This is a genomic window from Microbacterium dauci (genome assembly GCF_030065535.1).
Lineage (GTDB): Bacteria > Actinomycetota > Actinomycetes > Actinomycetales > Microbacteriaceae > Microbacterium > Microbacterium dauci.
In genome coordinates this window covers 177,390-193,697 of sequence record NZ_JASJND010000006.1, presented here as the reverse complement: position 1 = coordinate 193,697, position 16,308 = coordinate 177,390, and the positions used below count along the sequence as shown (strand labels likewise).

16 protein-coding genes are annotated in these 16,308 nt (G+C 70.8%); 6 read left to right on the top strand and 10 right to left on the bottom strand.

Annotated features, from left to right (window positions below; all coding sequences use genetic code 11):
- Window positions 1-52 precede the first annotated feature (52 nt).
- On the top strand, window positions 53-466 hold the full coding sequence (locus tag QNI14_RS09690; protein ID WP_283716393.1) for a glucose-6-phosphate dehydrogenase: 414 nt from the start codon (window positions 53-55) through the stop codon (window positions 464-466).
- 1 nt (window position 467) lies between these two features.
- Here QNI14_RS09690 and QNI14_RS09685 read toward each other — a convergent pair whose 3' ends face one another.
- Window positions 468-896 (bottom strand): hypothetical protein, encoded by a 429-nt coding sequence (locus QNI14_RS09685; protein WP_283716392.1) that lies wholly within the window; start codon window positions 894-896, stop codon window positions 468-470.
- A gap of 87 nt (window positions 897-983) precedes the next feature.
- Here QNI14_RS09685 and QNI14_RS09680 point away from each other — a divergent pair, with 87 nt between their 5' ends.
- Window positions 984-1,394, top strand: coding sequence for a hypothetical protein (locus tag QNI14_RS09680; RefSeq protein WP_283716391.1), 411 nt, complete (start codon window positions 984-986; stop codon window positions 1,392-1,394).
- Window positions 1,395-1,439: 45 nt separating this feature from the next.
- Here QNI14_RS09680 and QNI14_RS09675 read toward each other — a convergent pair whose 3' ends face one another.
- On the bottom strand, window positions 1,440-2,144 hold the full coding sequence (locus tag QNI14_RS09675) for a phosphatase PAP2 family protein (RefSeq protein ID WP_283716390.1): 705 nt from the start codon (window positions 2,142-2,144) through the stop codon (window positions 1,440-1,442).
- Between the two features lie 41 nt (window positions 2,145-2,185).
- On the opposite strand from QNI14_RS09675, the gene QNI14_RS09670 reads away from it, so the two are divergent.
- On the top strand, window positions 2,186-2,995 hold the full coding sequence (locus QNI14_RS09670; RefSeq protein ID WP_283716389.1) for a DUF1206 domain-containing protein: 810 nt from the start codon (window positions 2,186-2,188) through the stop codon (window positions 2,993-2,995).
- Here the strand turns inward: QNI14_RS09670 and QNI14_RS09665 are convergent.
- Window positions 2,959-3,744 (bottom strand): phosphatase PAP2 family protein, encoded by a 786-nt coding sequence (locus QNI14_RS09665; RefSeq protein ID WP_283716388.1) that lies wholly within the window; start codon window positions 3,742-3,744, stop codon window positions 2,959-2,961. The genes QNI14_RS09670 and QNI14_RS09665 overlap by 37 nt on opposite strands.
- Window positions 3,745-3,833: 89 nt before the next feature.
- On the opposite strand from QNI14_RS09665, the gene QNI14_RS09660 reads away from it, so the two are divergent.
- Window positions 3,834-4,817 (top strand): o-succinylbenzoate synthase, encoded by a 984-nt coding sequence (locus QNI14_RS09660; RefSeq protein WP_283716387.1) that lies wholly within the window; start codon window positions 3,834-3,836, stop codon window positions 4,815-4,817.
- A gap of 3 nt (window positions 4,818-4,820) precedes the next feature.
- On the opposite strand, the gene QNI14_RS09655 is transcribed toward QNI14_RS09660, so the two are convergent.
- Window positions 4,821-5,414, bottom strand: a complete 594-nt coding sequence (locus tag QNI14_RS09655; protein ID WP_283716386.1) for a TetR/AcrR family transcriptional regulator — start codon at window positions 5,412-5,414, stop codon at window positions 4,821-4,823.
- Window positions 5,415-5,522: 108 nt separating this feature from the next.
- On the opposite strand from QNI14_RS09655, the gene QNI14_RS09650 reads away from it, so the two are divergent.
- Entirely contained in the window at window positions 5,523-8,330 is a 2,808-nt protein-coding gene (locus tag QNI14_RS09650) for an MMPL family transporter (protein ID WP_283716385.1), read from the top strand.
- Window positions 8,327-10,753 (top strand): YhgE/Pip domain-containing protein, encoded by a 2,427-nt coding sequence (locus tag QNI14_RS09645; RefSeq protein WP_283716384.1) that lies wholly within the window; start codon window positions 8,327-8,329, stop codon window positions 10,751-10,753. Before QNI14_RS09650 ends, QNI14_RS09645 begins: the two co-directional genes overlap by 4 nt.
- 64 nt (window positions 10,754-10,817) lie before the next feature.
- Here the strand turns inward: QNI14_RS09645 and QNI14_RS09640 are convergent, their stop codons facing one another.
- The 6 genes from QNI14_RS09640 to QNI14_RS09615 all read right to left on the bottom strand — a co-directional run bounded on the left by QNI14_RS09640 (window position 10,818) and on the right by QNI14_RS09615 (window position 16,297).
- Window positions 10,818-11,435 carry an SGNH/GDSL hydrolase family protein gene (locus QNI14_RS09640; protein ID WP_283716383.1) on the bottom strand — a complete coding sequence of 206 codons (618 nt, stop codon included), beginning with the start codon at window positions 11,433-11,435 and terminating at the stop codon, window positions 10,818-10,820.
- Window positions 11,436-11,497: 62 nt separating this feature from the next.
- Window positions 11,498-12,520, bottom strand: a complete 1,023-nt coding sequence (gene ccsB / locus QNI14_RS09635; protein WP_283716382.1) for a c-type cytochrome biogenesis protein CcsB — start codon at window positions 12,518-12,520, stop codon at window positions 11,498-11,500.
- Between the two features lie 28 nt (window positions 12,521-12,548).
- Window positions 12,549-14,306, bottom strand: a complete 1,758-nt coding sequence (resB, locus tag QNI14_RS09630; RefSeq protein WP_283716381.1) for a cytochrome c biogenesis protein ResB — start codon at window positions 14,304-14,306, stop codon at window positions 12,549-12,551.
- Window positions 14,287-15,066 carry a cytochrome c biogenesis CcdA family protein gene (locus QNI14_RS09625; RefSeq protein ID WP_283716380.1) on the bottom strand — a complete coding sequence of 260 codons (780 nt, stop codon included), beginning with the start codon at window positions 15,064-15,066 and terminating at the stop codon, window positions 14,287-14,289. The genes resB and QNI14_RS09625 overlap by 20 nt, the downstream gene beginning before the upstream one ends.
- Window positions 15,063-15,668 carry a TlpA family protein disulfide reductase gene (locus QNI14_RS09620; protein WP_283716379.1) on the bottom strand — a complete coding sequence of 202 codons (606 nt, stop codon included), beginning with the start codon at window positions 15,666-15,668 and terminating at the stop codon, window positions 15,063-15,065. The genes QNI14_RS09625 and QNI14_RS09620 overlap by 4 nt, the downstream gene beginning before the upstream one ends.
- Complete coding sequence (locus QNI14_RS09615) at window positions 15,665-16,297, bottom strand: histidine phosphatase family protein (protein ID WP_283716378.1); 633 nt, start codon at window positions 16,295-16,297, stop codon at window positions 15,665-15,667. Before QNI14_RS09615 ends, QNI14_RS09620 begins: the two co-directional genes overlap by 4 nt.
- Window positions 16,298-16,308 lie beyond the last annotated feature (11 nt).

Sequence of the window (16,308 nt, the reverse complement as noted above, 5' to 3'; positions counted from 1 at the left end):
GCGAAGCTTGAAGGGCGACGTCTCCCCACTCGGACGCCGCGGAAGGACCGCCATGAAGATCACCCGATCGAACGACTGGCGGGACGGGCTCCCGTTCGAGGTGCCGCTCCTTGCCGCAGAGGCCGTCCCCGGCGAGCCGACCCGCTGCGTGGGATGCCCGGCCGCCGCCGAGCCGCGTGAGCGCACCGAGCTGTGGGTCGTGAAGCACCGGCATCCGAACAATCACGCCGGTTTCGTGCGCTACTACTGCGCCGAGCACAAGCCGAAGACGCCGCCCCCGCCGCCCGCCTCGGTCGCCAACCCGGGCAAGCCCCGCGGCACCGCCCCGAAGCCGCGCGTTGAGCGGACCACCGCACCGAAGCGCCCGGCGCCGTCGCTCGACGTCGTCCGCGCGATGTGCCCGGACTGCTTCGTCGAGGTCTCGGCGACGGGCGTCTGCGGCATGTGCGGCCAGCGCGTCGGCTGACTCAGTCCACGACCTGCACGCCGTCGAACGGCGTGATCGTGCGCCATTCTGGCGAGTCCTCGGCGTCGGTGAGGTACAGCCGTAGCGTCTCGCCGTCCAGCATGTCGTCGCCGTCGCCGTACGGCGGGTTGCTGCAATTGTCGGCGGTCGAGCCGACGCGGATCTCCTCGCCGACGGCGAATGGACCTTTCTCCGACTCGGTGACGCTGACGAGGTAGGCGTTCGCCGCGTAGCCGAGGATGTCGACCGTGCCGTCCTCGCGGATGTCAGTCACGACGACGACCGCGTCCGCGTCAGCCGCGCGGTCCTCATCGGATTCGTACGACACCCAGCCGGCGCACGAGACGCCGGTTCCGAACAGCGAGCCCGAGCACCCCGCGAGCGCGAACACGACGATGACGGATGCCACGACCCCGAGCGCTCGGCGCATGCTGCCCTCCCCCGCTGCACAGTCTCGCGGCATCGCGGCATCCGGGCAACCGCGAGACGATCACGGCGGCGCCGACACTTCCCCGGTATGCGGAGCAGACGTGCAGGGATCGGACTGGTCGTCGTGGCGCTCGCCCTGACCGGGTGCGCGTCGATGGGGTTGGCGCCGAGCGAGACCGGCGTCTGGGAACTGGAGGCTGACCCGTCTCCGTCGAGCACGTCGATCGAAGTGGGCGTCAGCCGCCTCGAGTGTGCGAGCGGCGTCACCGGAGAGCTCAGCGAACCCCGCGTGACGGCGGAAGACGACCGGATCGTCATCACCACGCCCGTCGCCGACAACGGCAGCGACGACGGTGAGTGCCCGGGCAACGATGTCGTGCCGCTCACCGTCGACCTCGGCGAGCCGATCGGCGAGCGCACCCTCGTCGATGGCGCGTGCCTGTCGACCGAGGCCGCCGACACCGAGCTCTGCGCCGACGCGGTGCGCTGGCGCCCCTGACGCCGGGACGACGGTGGATGCCGCAGCGCGAGCGGCGGCATCCGGTCAGTGCGGGGCCGGGCGAACCCAGATGGGTCGATGCGGGCGCCGCGCCTCACGCGCAAGGCGCAACGCGAACGGTGCCCACACGATCACCGCGACCCCGGCACCCACGAGGAGCCCGCCGACGGTGTCGGAGATCCAATGCGCGCCGAGGTAGGTGCGGCTGAGCATCATGGTCACGGTGTAGACGGCGCCGGCGATCCACACGCCCGTGCGGAGGAAGACGATGCCGAGTGCGACCGCCATCACGGCGGCGTTCGCGCTGTGCCCGGATGGGAAGGACCCGAAGTCGGGAGTCACGAGAATCTCGTCCGGCCGTGGTCGACCGACGAGGTGCTTGATCGCCGTCGTGAGCACCGCACTTGCGACACTCGCGGCGAGGTAATACCCCGCCGCCCACGGACGGCGCCACACGAGCAGCGCGCACACGATAACGGCCGGAACGACGAACGTCGAGACGACGCCGCCACCCAGCGCATCGAGGACCAGCGCCGGCGCGGTCCAGAACGGTGTACGCGATTCGACGAGCTCGTCCATCCACTGCAACTCGAAGCCGAAGGGCTTATCGGCCTCGCGATAGAAGATGACGGCGCCGAGGAGGGCGACCAACAGGATGGCGACCGCGCCCGATACGAGCCACCACCATCGCGCGACTCGGGCCGGGGCGGGCTGCGCTCCCTTTACCAGATCGGAGAGCTCGTCGCGCATCCCCTGATGGTAGGGCTCGCCCCGACACTATGCTCAGCGAAATGAGCGACTCAGCCAAGACCGCGGCGCGCGCGGCGAAGAACAGCACCGCCGTCAGGACGCTCGCACGGGTGGGATTCGCCGCGAGCGGCATCGTCCACATCCTCATCGGCATCATCGCGGTCTCCGTCGCGACCGGCGGCTCTGGAGGCGACAATGCCGACCAGTCCGGCGCGCTCGCCCGGTTGTCCGAAGTGCCGGGCGGTGTGTTCCTGCTCTGGGCCGCGGCGATCAGCCTCGCCGCGCTCGGTGTCTGGCATGTTCTGGACGCCTTCCTCGACCGCACCGCGTCAGGCCGTGATCGGGTCTCGCACATCGTGAAGAACGTCGGCAAAGGCGTCGTCTATCTGACACTCGCCGGCACGTGCACCGTCTTCGCGACGGGCGGTTCTGCGAGTTCCTCGGGGTCGACGAAGTCGCTCACCGCGCAACTGCTCGCCGCGCCCGGCGGTGTCCTCGCGGTCGCCGGCATCGGTCTGGTGATGCTCGGTATCGCGGGGTACCTCGTGTTCAAGGGTGCGACGCGACGCTTCGAGCGCGACCTCCGAATGCCCTCCGGCGCCGCAGCAAAGGGCGTCCGCGTGTTGGGCACCGTCGGGTACATCGCCCGCGGCCTGGCGCTGGCCGCCGTCGGTGTGCTGTTCCTCGTCGGTGCGATCACGCACGACCCAGACCGTTCCACCGGGCTCGACGGCGCGCTGCGATCGTTCGCCGACCTCCCGTTCGGGAAGATCATCCTCATCCTGATCGGCGCAGGATGGATGGCGTATGGGGTTTACGCGTTCGTCCGCGCGCGCCTCGCCCGCCTCTGAGCCCGCGTTGGGTCCGACACCTCGGGGACGACCCGCACCGTGCGCCACGTGTCGACTCCGACGACGGCGCCCACGACGACCATCGACAGCGACAGGGATGCCAGGACGTCGGTCGGCCAGTGGTACCCGAGGTAGATGCGACATGACGCGGTGAGCACCACCAGCACGACGGCCACCACCAAGGCGACGACGGTGCTGACCGGGTTGCGGCGGCGCGAGAAGACCAGGTAGGCGGTCAGCAACAGGAAGTCGGTCGCGCCCATCACATGCCCCGACGGGAACGACGGGGTGTGATCGGCACCCATCAGCATCGTCGCGATCGGTGGGCGTTCACGCCCGATGATCGGTGCGAGGATCTGCACGATCGCGACACCGACCGCCATGCCGCCCGCGAGCAGCAGCGGCCGCCACGCATGCCGCGCAGCGATTCCCCACCAGACGGTCGTCACGAGCACGATGACCGGCATGGCGATCGGACCGAACACGGTGGCGATCACCGCCATGAACACCGTCATCGGCGGCGACTGCAGCCCCGTGAACCAGTCCCGGATGGGGCCGTCGATCACGGCGAGATCGTCCCCCTCGCCCACCGCATCGAGGACGACGAGGAATGCCGCGACACCGCCGACCATCAGGACGGCAGCCGTGGCGTACAACACCGCGCGTCCGCGCGGCGACACCTCGCGGGTTTCGATCAGGAACCGCTCGTGGAATCGGCGCAGCCGACCCGACTCTGCCTGCGCGTCCATGCGCCTCCGTTCTCTGGCTCAGCGTAGTGACCAGCACGCCGCGCGGGTGGATATCGAGCGTCCGCGCATCAGCGCGGCAGGATGGACGCATGGACGTCCCACCGCTGCGCGACCTGCTCGATTCCGCCCGCGTCGTCGCGCTGCCCCTCGCGGCCCGCTTCCGAGGCGTCGAGGTCCGCGAGGCGCTGCTCTTCGAGGGACCGGAAGGCTGGAGCGAGTTCTCGCCGTTCGTCGAGTACGACGACGCCGAAGCCGCCACCTGGCTCGCCGCGGCGATCGAGTTCGGGTGGAGGCCGACGCCGGCGGCTCTGCGCGACACCGTCCCGGTCAATGCGACGGTGCCGGCTGTGGCCGCGGCATCCGTTCCCGAGATCCTCGCCCGATTCGACGGATGCCGCACCGCCAAGGTCAAGGTCGCCGAACGCGGCCAGCGACTCGACGACGACATCGCCCGCGTCCGCGCCGTCCGCGCGGCGATGGGCCCCGAGGGTCGCATCCGCGTGGACGCGAACGGCGGCTGGAACGTCGACGAGGCGGAGCACGCGGTGCACGCGCTCGCCGAGTTCGACCTGGAGTACATCGAGCAGCCGTGCGCGACCGTCGACGAGCTCGCCGAATTGCGCCGTCGCATCGCCTACATGGGGATCTCGGTCGCCGCCGACGAAAGCGTCCGGAAGGCGACCGACCCACTGGCGGTCGCGCGCGCGGGCGCCGCGGACCTCCTCGTCATCAAGGCGCAGCCGCTCGGCGGCGTGCGTCGCGCGCTCGAAATCGTCGCCGAAGCGGGGCTGCCCGCCGTGGTCTCGAGTGCGCTCGACACGTCGATCGGGCTGTCGATGGGGGTCACGCTCGCGGCATCCCTCCCCGACCTCGAATTCGACTGCGGCCTCGGGACGGCGTCGCTGTTCACGGATGACGTCACCGACGCACGGCTGCTACCGCGGGCCGGCGCGGTGTCCGTCGGACGCATCACGCCCAGCGCGGCACGACTCGACCGCCTCGCCGCATCCGATGACCGGCGCGAGTGGTGGCTCGCTCGACTCGAGCGCTGCCACGCGCGTCTCGCGGGCTGAGCCTCAGCGGTCGTCGACGAGCAGCTGCACAAGCTGCTCGAGCCGCGACTGCATTGCCGCGTTCGCCTGCCGCTTCGACTTGCCCTCGAGCGAGGACCGCACCGAACACTCTTCGGAGACGTCGAGCAGGAGCTGCGCGGCGTCGGGAAGCGGCATCCGCAGCCGGATCCCGTGCGCGACTGTGACCGCGGAGATGATCGCCTCGACGCGCACGCGCATCGTCTCGCGCCACGCGAGGAAGGCCGCCGCGAGCGTCTCGTCGCGGAGGGCTTGCGTGCGGATCTCGCTCAACAGCTGCGGCTCCATCCGCTCGGCGAGCGACAGGTCAGCGATCTGGCGGACGAGCTGGACGGGGTCGCCGGCGTCGAGCACACGCACGCGCCCCTCGACCTCGTCGAGCTTCTCGGACGCGAGCTGGGTGATCAGCGCGAGGAACAACTCGTCCTTCGACTCGAAGTTCGAGTAGAACGCGCCGCGGGTGAAGCCGGCGCGTTCGCAGATCTCCTCGACGGATGCCGCGCCGAGGCCGACCTCGCCGAACACCTCGTGCGCGGCGGCGAGCAGCCGAGCCCGCGTCTGTTCGCGACTTCGCGCCATCTCACACCCTCTCCCCAGACTTTGACGTCGTGACCCGGTTTAGGATACACCTGTGTATCGGATACAGCGCTGTATCGAACTCTTCTGAATCTCGTCTAGGGAGTGCCCGTGTCCACTCTGCTGTACTCGCTCGGCCGCTGGTCGTACCGCCACTCGTGGCACGTGCTCGTCGGCTGGCTGCTCATCCTCGGCATCGCTGGCGGGAGCGTCGCCCTCTTCATGAAGGGCACCGACAACTCGTTCACGATTCCAGGCACCGAGGCGCAGGAGGGCATCGCACTCCTCGAGCGCACCTTCCCGCAGGCGAGCGGCGCGAGCGCGCAGCTCGTGATCGTCGCTCCCGACGGCGAGACGGTCGAGTCCGACGCCATGACCGAGGCGGTCACCGCGACGGCTGACGAGTTCCGCGACGTCGAGGGCGTCTCGAACGTGACGGACCCCTACGACGACCTCGTCGACGGGCTGATCTCGGACGACGGACAGGCCGCGCTCATCCAGCTGCAGTTCGACGGCCAGTCGACCGACGTCGAGCAGACCACCATCGACGAGGTCGAACGGATCGCGGCCGACTTCCGCACCGCGGCCCCCGAGGGCACGACCTCCGCGCTCGGCGGCGACCTGTTCGCGACGTCGATCCCGGCACTCACGATCACCGAGGCGATCGGCGTCCTCGTCGCACTGTTCGTCCTCATCGTCACGTTCCGCTCGATCGCGGTGGCATGGTTCCCGCTCGTCAGCGCGCTCATCGGCGTCGGCCTGGCGGTGGCGCTCATCTACGTGGCGACCGCCTTCACCACGGTCTCGTCGACCACGCCGATGCTCGCCGTCATGCTCGGCCTCGCCGTCGGTATCGACTACGCACTGTTCATCGTGTCGCGACATCAAGACCAGGTGCGCAGCGGCGTGGACCCCGAGGAGTCCGTCGCCCGCGCGACCGGTACCGCCGGCTCGGCGGTCGTCTTCGCCGGCGTCACCGTGCTCATCGCGCTCGTGGGACTCAGCCTCGCCGGCATCCCGTTCCTCACCACCATGGGCATCGCGGCGGCGGCCGCCGTCGCCATCGCCGTGCTCGTCGCGGTCACGCTCACCCCGGCAATGCTCGGCTTCTCGAAGGGTCGCGTCGTCGGGTGGCGTCGCCGACGTGCTGCCAAGACCGCGTCAACGAAGGCCGCCACGACGACGGAGGCCGCGCCGCAGCGCACCAACCGCTGGGTGAACCTCGTGACGCGGCATCCGGTCGTCGCGACCGTCGCCGTCGTCGTCACCCTCGGCGTGATGGCGATCCCCGCCGCGAGCCTCGCCCTGGCCCTCCCGAACGCGGGCGTCCAGCCCGAGTCGAGCCAGGCGCGCCAGGCGTACGACCTCAACGCCGAGCACTTCGGCGAAGGCGCCAACGGCCCGCTCATCATGACCGGGACGATCGTCACGTCGACGGATCCGCTCGGCCTCATGGAGGACCTGCAGGCCGAGGTCGAGCAGATCCCAGGCGTCGACCGCGTGCTGCTCGCGACCCCGAACGAGACCGCCGACACCGGCCTCATCCAGATCGTCCCCACGACCGCGCCTGACGCGCCCGAGACCGCCGACCTCGTACGCGAGCTGCGCTCGCACCACGACGAGTGGGAGGAAGAGTACGGCGTCGACCTGCTCGTCACCGGGTTCACCGCTGTCGGCATCGACATCTCCGACCGGCTTGGCGCCGCCCTCCTGCCCTTCGGCCTCTTCGTGGTCGGGCTCTCGTTCGTGCTCCTCATGATCGTGTTCCGATCGATCTGGGTGCCGCTGAAGGCGACGCTCGGCTACCTGCTGTCGATCCTCGCCGCGTTCGGTGTCGTCGCCGCCGTCTTCGAGTGGGGATGGTTCGCCGACGCACTCCACGTCGCGAAGACCGGCCCGGTCATCAGCTTCATGCCGATCATCCTCATGGGCGTGCTCTTCGGACTCGCAATGGATTACGAGGTCTTCCTCGTCTCGCGCATGCGTGAGGACTTCGTGCACGCCCGCCGCGCGAACCCCGACGGCGACGCGCGCGCGACAGCGATCGGCGCAGTCCGGAGCGGCTTCAGCGCGTCCGCCCGCGTCGTCGTCGCGGCCGCGGTCATCATGTTCGCGGTGTTCGCCGCCTTCGTGCCCGAAGGCGACAGTTCGATCAAACCGATCGCGCTCGGACTCGCCGTCGGCATCGCCGTCGACGCGTTCCTCATCCGCATGACGCTCGGCCCCGCGGTCATGGCCCTGCTGGGCGACAAGGCGTGGTGGATGCCGCGCTGGCTCGACCGCCTGCTCCCCAAGGTGGACATCGAGGGCGAGGCCGTCGAACACGAGCTCGCGCACGCCGAGTGGCCCGAACCGGCATACACCGGCGCGCTCGCAGCCGACGGCCTCGAGGTCCGCGCCGAGAGCCGCGGCGACGACGTCGTCGTTTTCCGCGACGTGAGCGTTCGACTCGCCGACGGCGGCACGCTGCTCATCGACGCGGACGACCCGCACGCGGCCCGCGCCTTCCTCCTCACGGTCGCCGGCCGTATCGCACCCGCCGACGGCCTCCTCCGGGTGGCGGGACACCTGCTCCCCGGCCGCGCCGCGTGGGTACGCGCCCACGTCGGCGTCGCCGAGCTCACTGGGTCCGAGCGGCCCCTCACCGACCTCCGCCGCGCGTTCGGCGGCCGCACCCGCTTCGTCGTCGTGTCGGGTCTCGACACGCTACGCGGCAGCGAACGCGACCAGGCGGCGGCGCTCCTCCGCGATGCCGCTGCCGGTGTCGCGGCGCGCGGCGAGAAGCTCACGATCGTGGCATCCGCTCGAGACCTGGACGCCGCGCGCGGTGTGCTCGCCGACGCGCACCGCACCTCGGTCGACACCCTGACCCTCACCGCATCCGCATCTCGCATCGACACCCAGGTGATCTCCTCATGACGACGCTCGAACGTTCCCAGACCCGCCGCCCCGTGACGTGGCTCACGATCCTGGGCGTGCTGCTGCTGCCCGCAGTGATCGGCGGCATCCTCGTCGCCGCGCTCTACAACCCCACCGAGCGCCTCGACGCGATGCACACCGCGATCGTGAACGAGGACGAGCCCGTCGAGATCGACGGGCAGACGACCCCGCTCGGGCGCCTGCTGACCGCCGGCCTCGTCGAGGGGTCGGACGACCTCGACAGCAACCTCACCTGGACGATCAGCAACGCCGACGACGCCGAGGCCGGCCTCGAAGACGGCACGTACGACGCGATCGTCACGATTCCCGAGAACTTCTCGGCCGCAGCCACCTCGACCGCCCCCGGCAGCACGCCCGAACAGGCGACCATCGAACTCACGACCGGCCCCGACAGCCGCATCGTCGACGACGCCATCACGACGCAGGTCACCACGACCGCGGCATCCATCTTGGGCGAGCAGCTCACCGAGACCTACCTCGAGAACGTCCTGCTCGGCTTCACGACGCTCGGCGACCAGCTCGGCGAGGCCGCTGACGGCGCCGACGAACTCGCCTCCGGCGCGGACGACGCCGCCGACGGCGCGGGCCAGCTCGCCGACGGCGCCGAGACCGCCGCGACCGGTGCCTACTCGCTCGCCGACGGCGTCCGCGCGCTCGAAGACGGTGCCTCGCAGTCGGCGAGCGGCGCCTCGTCGCTGGCCGACGGCGTGCAGGGCATCTCGGGCGGTGCGGCCGAGCTCAGCGACGGGGTGTCGCAACTCGCCACCGGCGCGGGAGCACTTGCCGGGGGTGCACAGCAACTCGCCGACGGCGCCGACACCGCCGCCACCGGGCTCGACGACCTGAGCGCGGGCGCCGACCAGCTCGCCGACGGCGCGAGCGCGGCCGCGACCGGTCTCGACCAGTGGTCGACCGGCGCCGACGAGTGGGCCGCCGGCGCGGACGACCTCGCGACCGGGCTCGAGCAGGCAGCCGCCCTCGCCGCCACCGTCCCAGGTGCACCACCCGAGGTCACCACCGGCGCCGAAGCGCTCGTCGGCCAGAGCGCCGACGTCGACGCCGAGGCCGACGCGATCGCCGACGCGCTCGCCGCGATCTCTGCGACCTGCCTCGCAGACGGCGGCTCAGACGCGGTGTGCGACTCGATCACCGCTGTCACGAGCCGAGCGGATGCCGCGCGCGCCGGCACCCAGGCGATGGCTGATGCGTCCGCGACGGTCTCGTCCCAGGTGGCCTCGCTCGCCACAGTCGGTCCGCAACTGACCGGCGCGCTCAACGCGTCGGCTGTGGGTGCCCGCGAGCTGTCAACGGGCGCCAGCGAGCTCAGCGGTGGCGCAGCGCAGCTGTCGACCGGCGTCGATGAACTGGCGACCGGCACCGCGGGACTCGCCGACGGCGCCGCAGCAGCAGCCGACGGCGTGCAGCAGCTCGCCGACGGCGCGACCGACGTGTCGGACGGCGCCTCCGACCTCGCAGCGGGCGCGGCTTCGGCCGCTGCCGGCGCCGAAGCCCTCGCCGCCGGCGCGGAGACCGCCGCAGGCGGTGGCGACGATCTCGCGAGTGGGCTCGGTCAGCTCGCGACGGGCGCCGGGACCGCGGCATCCGGGACAGAAGACCTCGCGGGCGGCATCGGCGACCTCGCCGACGGCGCCGGGGAACTCTCGAACGGCATCGGCCAGCTCGCCGACGGCACCAGCGAACTCGCCGACGGCCTCGGCACCGCCGTCGACGAGGTGCCGACGTACACCGACGCAGAAGCTGCCGACACCGCCGCGGTCGTGGCGAACCCCGTCGTCGCCGAAGGCACCAACACGTCGTTCTTCGGCGCCTCGGCGGTGCCGCTGCTCGCGACCCTCGCGCTCTGGTTCGGCGGACTCGCGTCGTTCGTGGTGCTGCAGGCGGTCCCCCGCGCGGCGCTCTCGTCGCGACGCGCATCTGCGACGCTCGCGCTGCGGGCACTCGCACCGGCCGCCGCCATCGGCGCCGCACAGGGCCTACTCGTCGCGATCGTCGTGCAGCTCGCCGCCGGGTACGACCTCGGGGCGTGGTCGGTCTTCGCCGCGCTGAGCGTCGTCGCCGGTGTCGCGTTCGCCGCCGTCAACCAGGCGCTCGTCGCCCTCTTCGGTGGGGTCGGCCGGTGGATCGCCGCGCTCGTGGGAGTCTTCGTGATCGCGACCGGCGTCGTGTCCACGGTGCCCGGCCTGCTCGTCGACGTCGCCGGCCTCCTGCCGACGTCGCCCGCCTACGCGGCCCTGCTGGGCGCACTGACCGAGCAGGGCGGCGTGGCCGCCAGCGCGACGAGCCTCGTCATCTGGGCGGTCCTCGCCGTCGTGGCGAGCATCCTCGCCGTCGCGCGGCACCGCTCCACCTCGGCCCGCGCAGTGCTCAGCCAACCCGCCTGACCCGCAGCACGCAGACGCGGCCTCGCCCATTCCGGGCGGGGCCGCGTCGCGTTTCGGCCGGGTGCTACAGGACGCCGGCGTCTGCCAGCGCGTCGCGCACGAGCTCGGCGTAGCGGCGGTCGCCCGCGACCGTGGGGTGGACGCCGTCTTCGGCGATCGGGACGTCCCAGTCGAGCGCCGAGACGTAGTCCGCCCCGTGCGCGTCGGCGGCGGCGCGCAGCGCGGCATCCACCTGCTCCTCGCGCTCCCGCCCGGGCACGTCGATCGGCCCGATGACGACGACCTGCGTCGTTCCGGCGGCGGTGAGCACGTCGTCAGCGGCGCGCTCCAGCGCCGCGGGATCGGCGAACACGTCGTTCAGGCCGCCCTGGATCACCAGCGCGCCCTCGCTCGCCGCGGCCCGCTCGACGCGGTCGGTGAAGGCGTTCGCACCGCACGCGCCGGCATTGGCGTAGCCCGTGAACGGTACGGCATCCAGCGTCACGGTCACGTTCGGCTCGAGCTCGACGAGCACATCGGTCCACCGGTGCCCGCGATCGCTGAGCGTGTCACCCGCCGAGTACGAGTCGCCGAGCACGGTCACCGGTTCCGGCCCGGTCCCGAGCGTCTCGACCTCGCCGTACCGCTCCTGGTACGCGCGGATGTCATCGCACCCCGGCGGCTCCGCAGGGCGTGTCAGCACGAGGCCGACGGCGACACCGACGACCGCGACGCCCGCTCCCGCGAGGATCAGTCCGCGACGGATCAGCCGAGCCCGCTGTACGAGTGGAGGCCCTTGAAGAACTGGTTCACGATCGTGAAGTTGAACAGCACGGCCGTGAAGCCGACGATCGAGAGCCAGGCCGAGCGGGTACCGCGCCATCCGCGCGTCGCGCGGGCGTGGATGTAGCCAGCGTAGAGCACCCAGATCACGAAGGTCCAGACTTCCTTCGTGTCGAAGCCCCAGTAGCGGCCCCACGCGTCGTTCGCCCAGATCGCGCCGGCGATGAGGGTGAAGGTCCACAGGATGAAGCCGATGATCGCGAACCGGTACGCGAGGCCTTCGAGCACCTCTGCGCTCGGGAGGGTCCGCAGGAACGGCAGCCGGGTGCGGGGCGCGGCATCCGTCCCGGCCGCCGCGATCGCGAGACGCTCACGGCGCGACTGCAGCAGCTGCACGATCGACAGCGCGAACGCGAGGGCGAGGAACGCGGATGCCAACGACGCGACGAACACGTGGATGACGAGCCAGATGCTCTTCAGCGGGTCGGAAAGCGGGACGACCTCGACGTAGTACGCGAGCGCCGCGCCGCCGAGCAGGACGACGATGAGGCCGGTCACGAACGCGCCGAGGAAGCGCAGGTCGTACTTGAACAGCACGCCGAGGAACACCGCGATGACAAGCATCGTGCCGGTGAGGGCGAACTCGTAGTTGTTCGACCACGGCACGCGTCCTGCCGCGATGCCGCGCGTGACGTCCGCGCCGAGGTGGAACAGGAAGCCGAGCACGGTCAGCACCGTGCCGAGGCGGGCGAACAGGAACCGTGCGCGCTGCGACGGCCGGGCCTCGAGTGCGGCCTTCGCGGCCGCTTCTTCGGAGCGGATGTCGGCGATGGTCTGCCCACCGGATGCCACGAGGGTCTTCGCGTGCTCCCGGGTCTTCGCGTCCTGTGCGGCGATCGCCAGTTCGGAGCGGCGCGCGAGGTCGACGGAGAACGCGAGGAACGCGAGCGTGTAGATCGCGATGGCCGTCCACAGCAGCAGGACAGAAAGGTCGTCGAGTGACATCGAGGTCCTCCGGGAGAGCGGGGTGGGTTCAGTCTACGTTCGGGGTGGCCTGGCGCGGCGCGGCATCCGATGCGGGTTCAAGCTCGCCGAGGGCGGCACCGTGATCGCGGGCGAGTGCGTCGACCGCGATGGCGATCGCCGGGTCTTCACCGCGGGCGAGACCCGCGTACTCGATGAGGACGGTGCCGTCCCCCGGCGTCGCCTTCACCCACATGCGGCGGCGCGGGACGAACAGCGCGGCGAATAGGCCGAGCAGCGCGAGTATCGCGAACACCAGCACCCAGGTGGCGCCGGAGTCGTTGTGGATCGAGAGCGACACGTAGCGCTTCACCGATTCGGCGGCGCCGTTCGCGGTCTCATCCTCGAAGGTGATCGTGCCGAGCCCGTCGGGAAGGTCGACGGTCTCCCCCGGCGCGAGCTCGAGGGAGTCGACGCCGGAGTCGTTTCCGGCGATCTGCTCCATGCCGGTGGGGTCGAGCGCGTAGACCGACCGCGGCGTGCCGTCGTCGATGCCGAGGTCGCCCGCGTAGACCCAGAACGTGAGCAGCGGGTTGGCCAGGTCGCCGTAGGCCGAGGTGAGCGCGCCGGACTCGAGCGTGGCCGCCGTCGGGTAGAAGAACCCGGCGAGCCCGAGCTGCTCCGACTCGCCGTCGGTCGTCGTGATGCCGTCGGGCACCTTGACGACGCCCTGCGAGGTCATGGTGGCACCGTCCGGCAGGAACGGCACCGACTCGTTGAACACGACGTCACCGTCTGCGTTGCGGATCGTGATCGTCGGCGCGTACCCGTTGCCCATGAGGTAGATGCGATCGCCCGCCATGGTGATCGGGTGGTTGACCCGAATGACGTCGCTCTGCGCGTCTTCGCCGGGGAAGCGGGTTGAGACGTGCGCCGCGAAGTCGCCGGACTGACCGGCGCCCTGTGTTCCCGGCTCGAGGTACGTGACGTCGAACTCGTCGAGGGTGATCGAGTACGGCACGAGGTCGTTCTCGGTGTCGACGAAGCGACCGGGGTTGAACGAGGTGTAGCCGAGCCCGAGCGAGTTGACGAACCCGTCGCCCTCGGTGATGACGGTCTGGCCCGTGTACGTGAAGCCACCGCCGATCCCCACCGAGAGCAGCACACCGATGAGCGCACCGTGGAAGACGAGGTTGCCGGTTTCGCGCACGTACCCGCGCTCGGCGGAGACCGAGACGGCGCCACCGACCTCGTAGCGCTCGACGCGGTAGCGCAGGGACTTCAGCTGTGCTTCGGCCAGGTCGATGGCGTGGGCGGCGTGCCCCGCGGCATCCTCACCGTCAGGCACCGCGACCGTGCGCTCGGCGTGATCGTCGAGTCGCGACAGACGGGCGGGCGTGCGCGGCGGACGCGCCCGGAGCGCCTTCCAGTGATGCTTCGTGCGCGGCAGGACGCAGCCGATCAGCGAGATGAACAGCAGGATGTAGATCGACGAGAACCACACCGACGTGTAGACGTCGAACAGCTGCAGGGCGTCGAACACCGGGTACAGATCGGGGTTTGTGGCCCGCCACTGCGAGACGCCGTTCGGGTCGGCGCTGCGCTGCGGCACGAGCGAACCGGGTATCGCGGCGATCGCGAGCAAGAGGAGCAGGACGAGCGCCGTCCGCATGCTCGTCAGCTGGCGCCAGCCCCAGCGCAGCCATTCGACGAAGCCCAGCTTCGGCGCCACCGGAGCGGATGCCGCGCCGTCGGCCGTCGTCTCGAGGTGATCGCTCGGGCGGAGCGGACCGTCGACGGTGTCGTTGTCAGAGGAAGGTCGGGACACCCGCGACCACCCCCTGGAAGACAGCCATGATCTCGGTCCAGACGCCCGTGACCATGAGGACGCCGAGGGCGATCAGCAGCGCGCCACCGATGATGTTCACGATACGGATGTGGCGGCGGACGAAGGCGACCGAGCGGGTCGCCCAGCTCGCGCCGAGGGCGATGAGGACGAACGGGATGCCGAGCCCGAGGGAGTACGCGACGGCGAGGATGCCGGCGCGTGCGGGGTCTGCCTGGCTGTAGGCCATGCTCAGGATCACGGCGAGGGTCGGGCCGATGCACGGCGCCCAGCCGATGCCCATCGCGACGCCCAGGAGCGGTGCCCCGATGATGCCGAGGTTCTGGCGGATCTGCGGGCGGGCGATGCGCTGCGCGAAGCCGAAGATGCCGATGAACACGAGGCCGAGCACGATGACGACCGCCCCGAGCACGCGGGTGATGGGGTCCTGGTATTCGATGAAGACTCGACCGAGCGTGCCGGCGAAGACGCCCATCGCGAGGAAGACGACGGTGAACCCGGCGATGAACAGGCCGACCCCGAGGAGAAGCCTCGCCCGTCCCGGCGCCTTCGTCCGCTGCATCGTCGCGACGCCGCCAGCGCCCTCGACACGTGCGTCACGTGGAGCGACTGCGCCGCCGAGGAAGCCGAGATAGCCCGGGACGAGCGGCAGCACGCAGGGCGAGAGGAAGGAGACGAGGCCCGCGAGCAGAGCGATCGGAATCGCGAGCCAGAGCGCGCCGTCGAAGACGATGTCGGTCACGACTGTTCCTCGAGCGCGTCTTCGACGAGCGTCTCGAAGATGGACTTCGACGCGGGCGTCACCTGGCCGAAGATGCTGGCCGCGACGCGACCCTGCTTATCCAGGACGAGCGTCGTGGGTGCAGCTTGCAGCGACGTCCAGTCGGCGAACGCGAGCTTCAGGTCGACGTCGCCGCGGGCCAGGATCGAAGGGTACGTGATCCCGTACGTCTCGTCGAAGGATGCCGCCTGCTCGGGGCCGTCGTAGATGTTGACGCCGAGGAAGTTGGCACCCGCCTCGCTCGTCGAGGTGTGCACGTCCTCGAGGATCGGCGCCTCGGCACGGCACGGGCCGCACTGTGCGTACCAGAAGTTGATGACGAGGACCTCGCCCGCATAATCGGCACTCGAGATGGTGGAACCGTCCACGGCGGTGCCGCTGAATTCGACGGCATCCCCTCGGTCGGCTTCGGCGATCTCGGTGACGCGACCATCGCCCGAGATGAACCCCTGGTTGTTGCCCTTGCGATAGGTGTCGGCGAGGTCGTCGTTCTCGCCCGTGCAGGCGGCGAGCCCGAAGGCGAGCGCGAGGGCGGTCACGGCGGCGAAGATGCGGCGGGTCATACGGCTCCTTCGTCGACGGCGTCCGAAGTGTGGGCGGGCTCGGCGTACGCGACCTCGCGCCACACGTCGCCGACGAGCTCGAAGCTCGTGACGCTCGACAGCGCGCACCGGCGGCGGCGCGGGTCGTGGCGGAGCGGGAGACCCGCAACGGCGAGATGGGTGATCCAGATGGGCAGCTGGTGCGAGACGATGACCGCGTCGCCGCCGGACGGGGTCCGGTTCCACGCGTCGCGCATCGCGGACTGCATGCGGTCGACGACCTCGAGGTAGGGCTCGCCCCAGCTCGGGACTCCCGGCGCACGGAGGTGCCACCAGTTGAGCGGGTTGCGCAGCGCCTGCCGCATCCGTCGGCCTTCCAAGACGTTCGTCGGCTCGATCACCCGCGCGTCGACGACGGGCTGGAGGCCGAAGGTCTCGGCCATGGGCGCTGCCGATTCGCGGGCGCGCTCGAGCGGTGAGCAGACGAGCGAGCGGACCGACCGCCCCTCGTCGTGGAGGTGCCGGGCTGCGGCGAGCGCCATGCGCCGACCGTCCGCGCTGAGGTGGAACGCCGGCAGCCGCCCGTAGAGCACGCGGTCGGGGTTGTGGACCTCACCGTGGCGCACGAGATGGAGGCGGGTGGCAGTCACCCTGCAAGTTT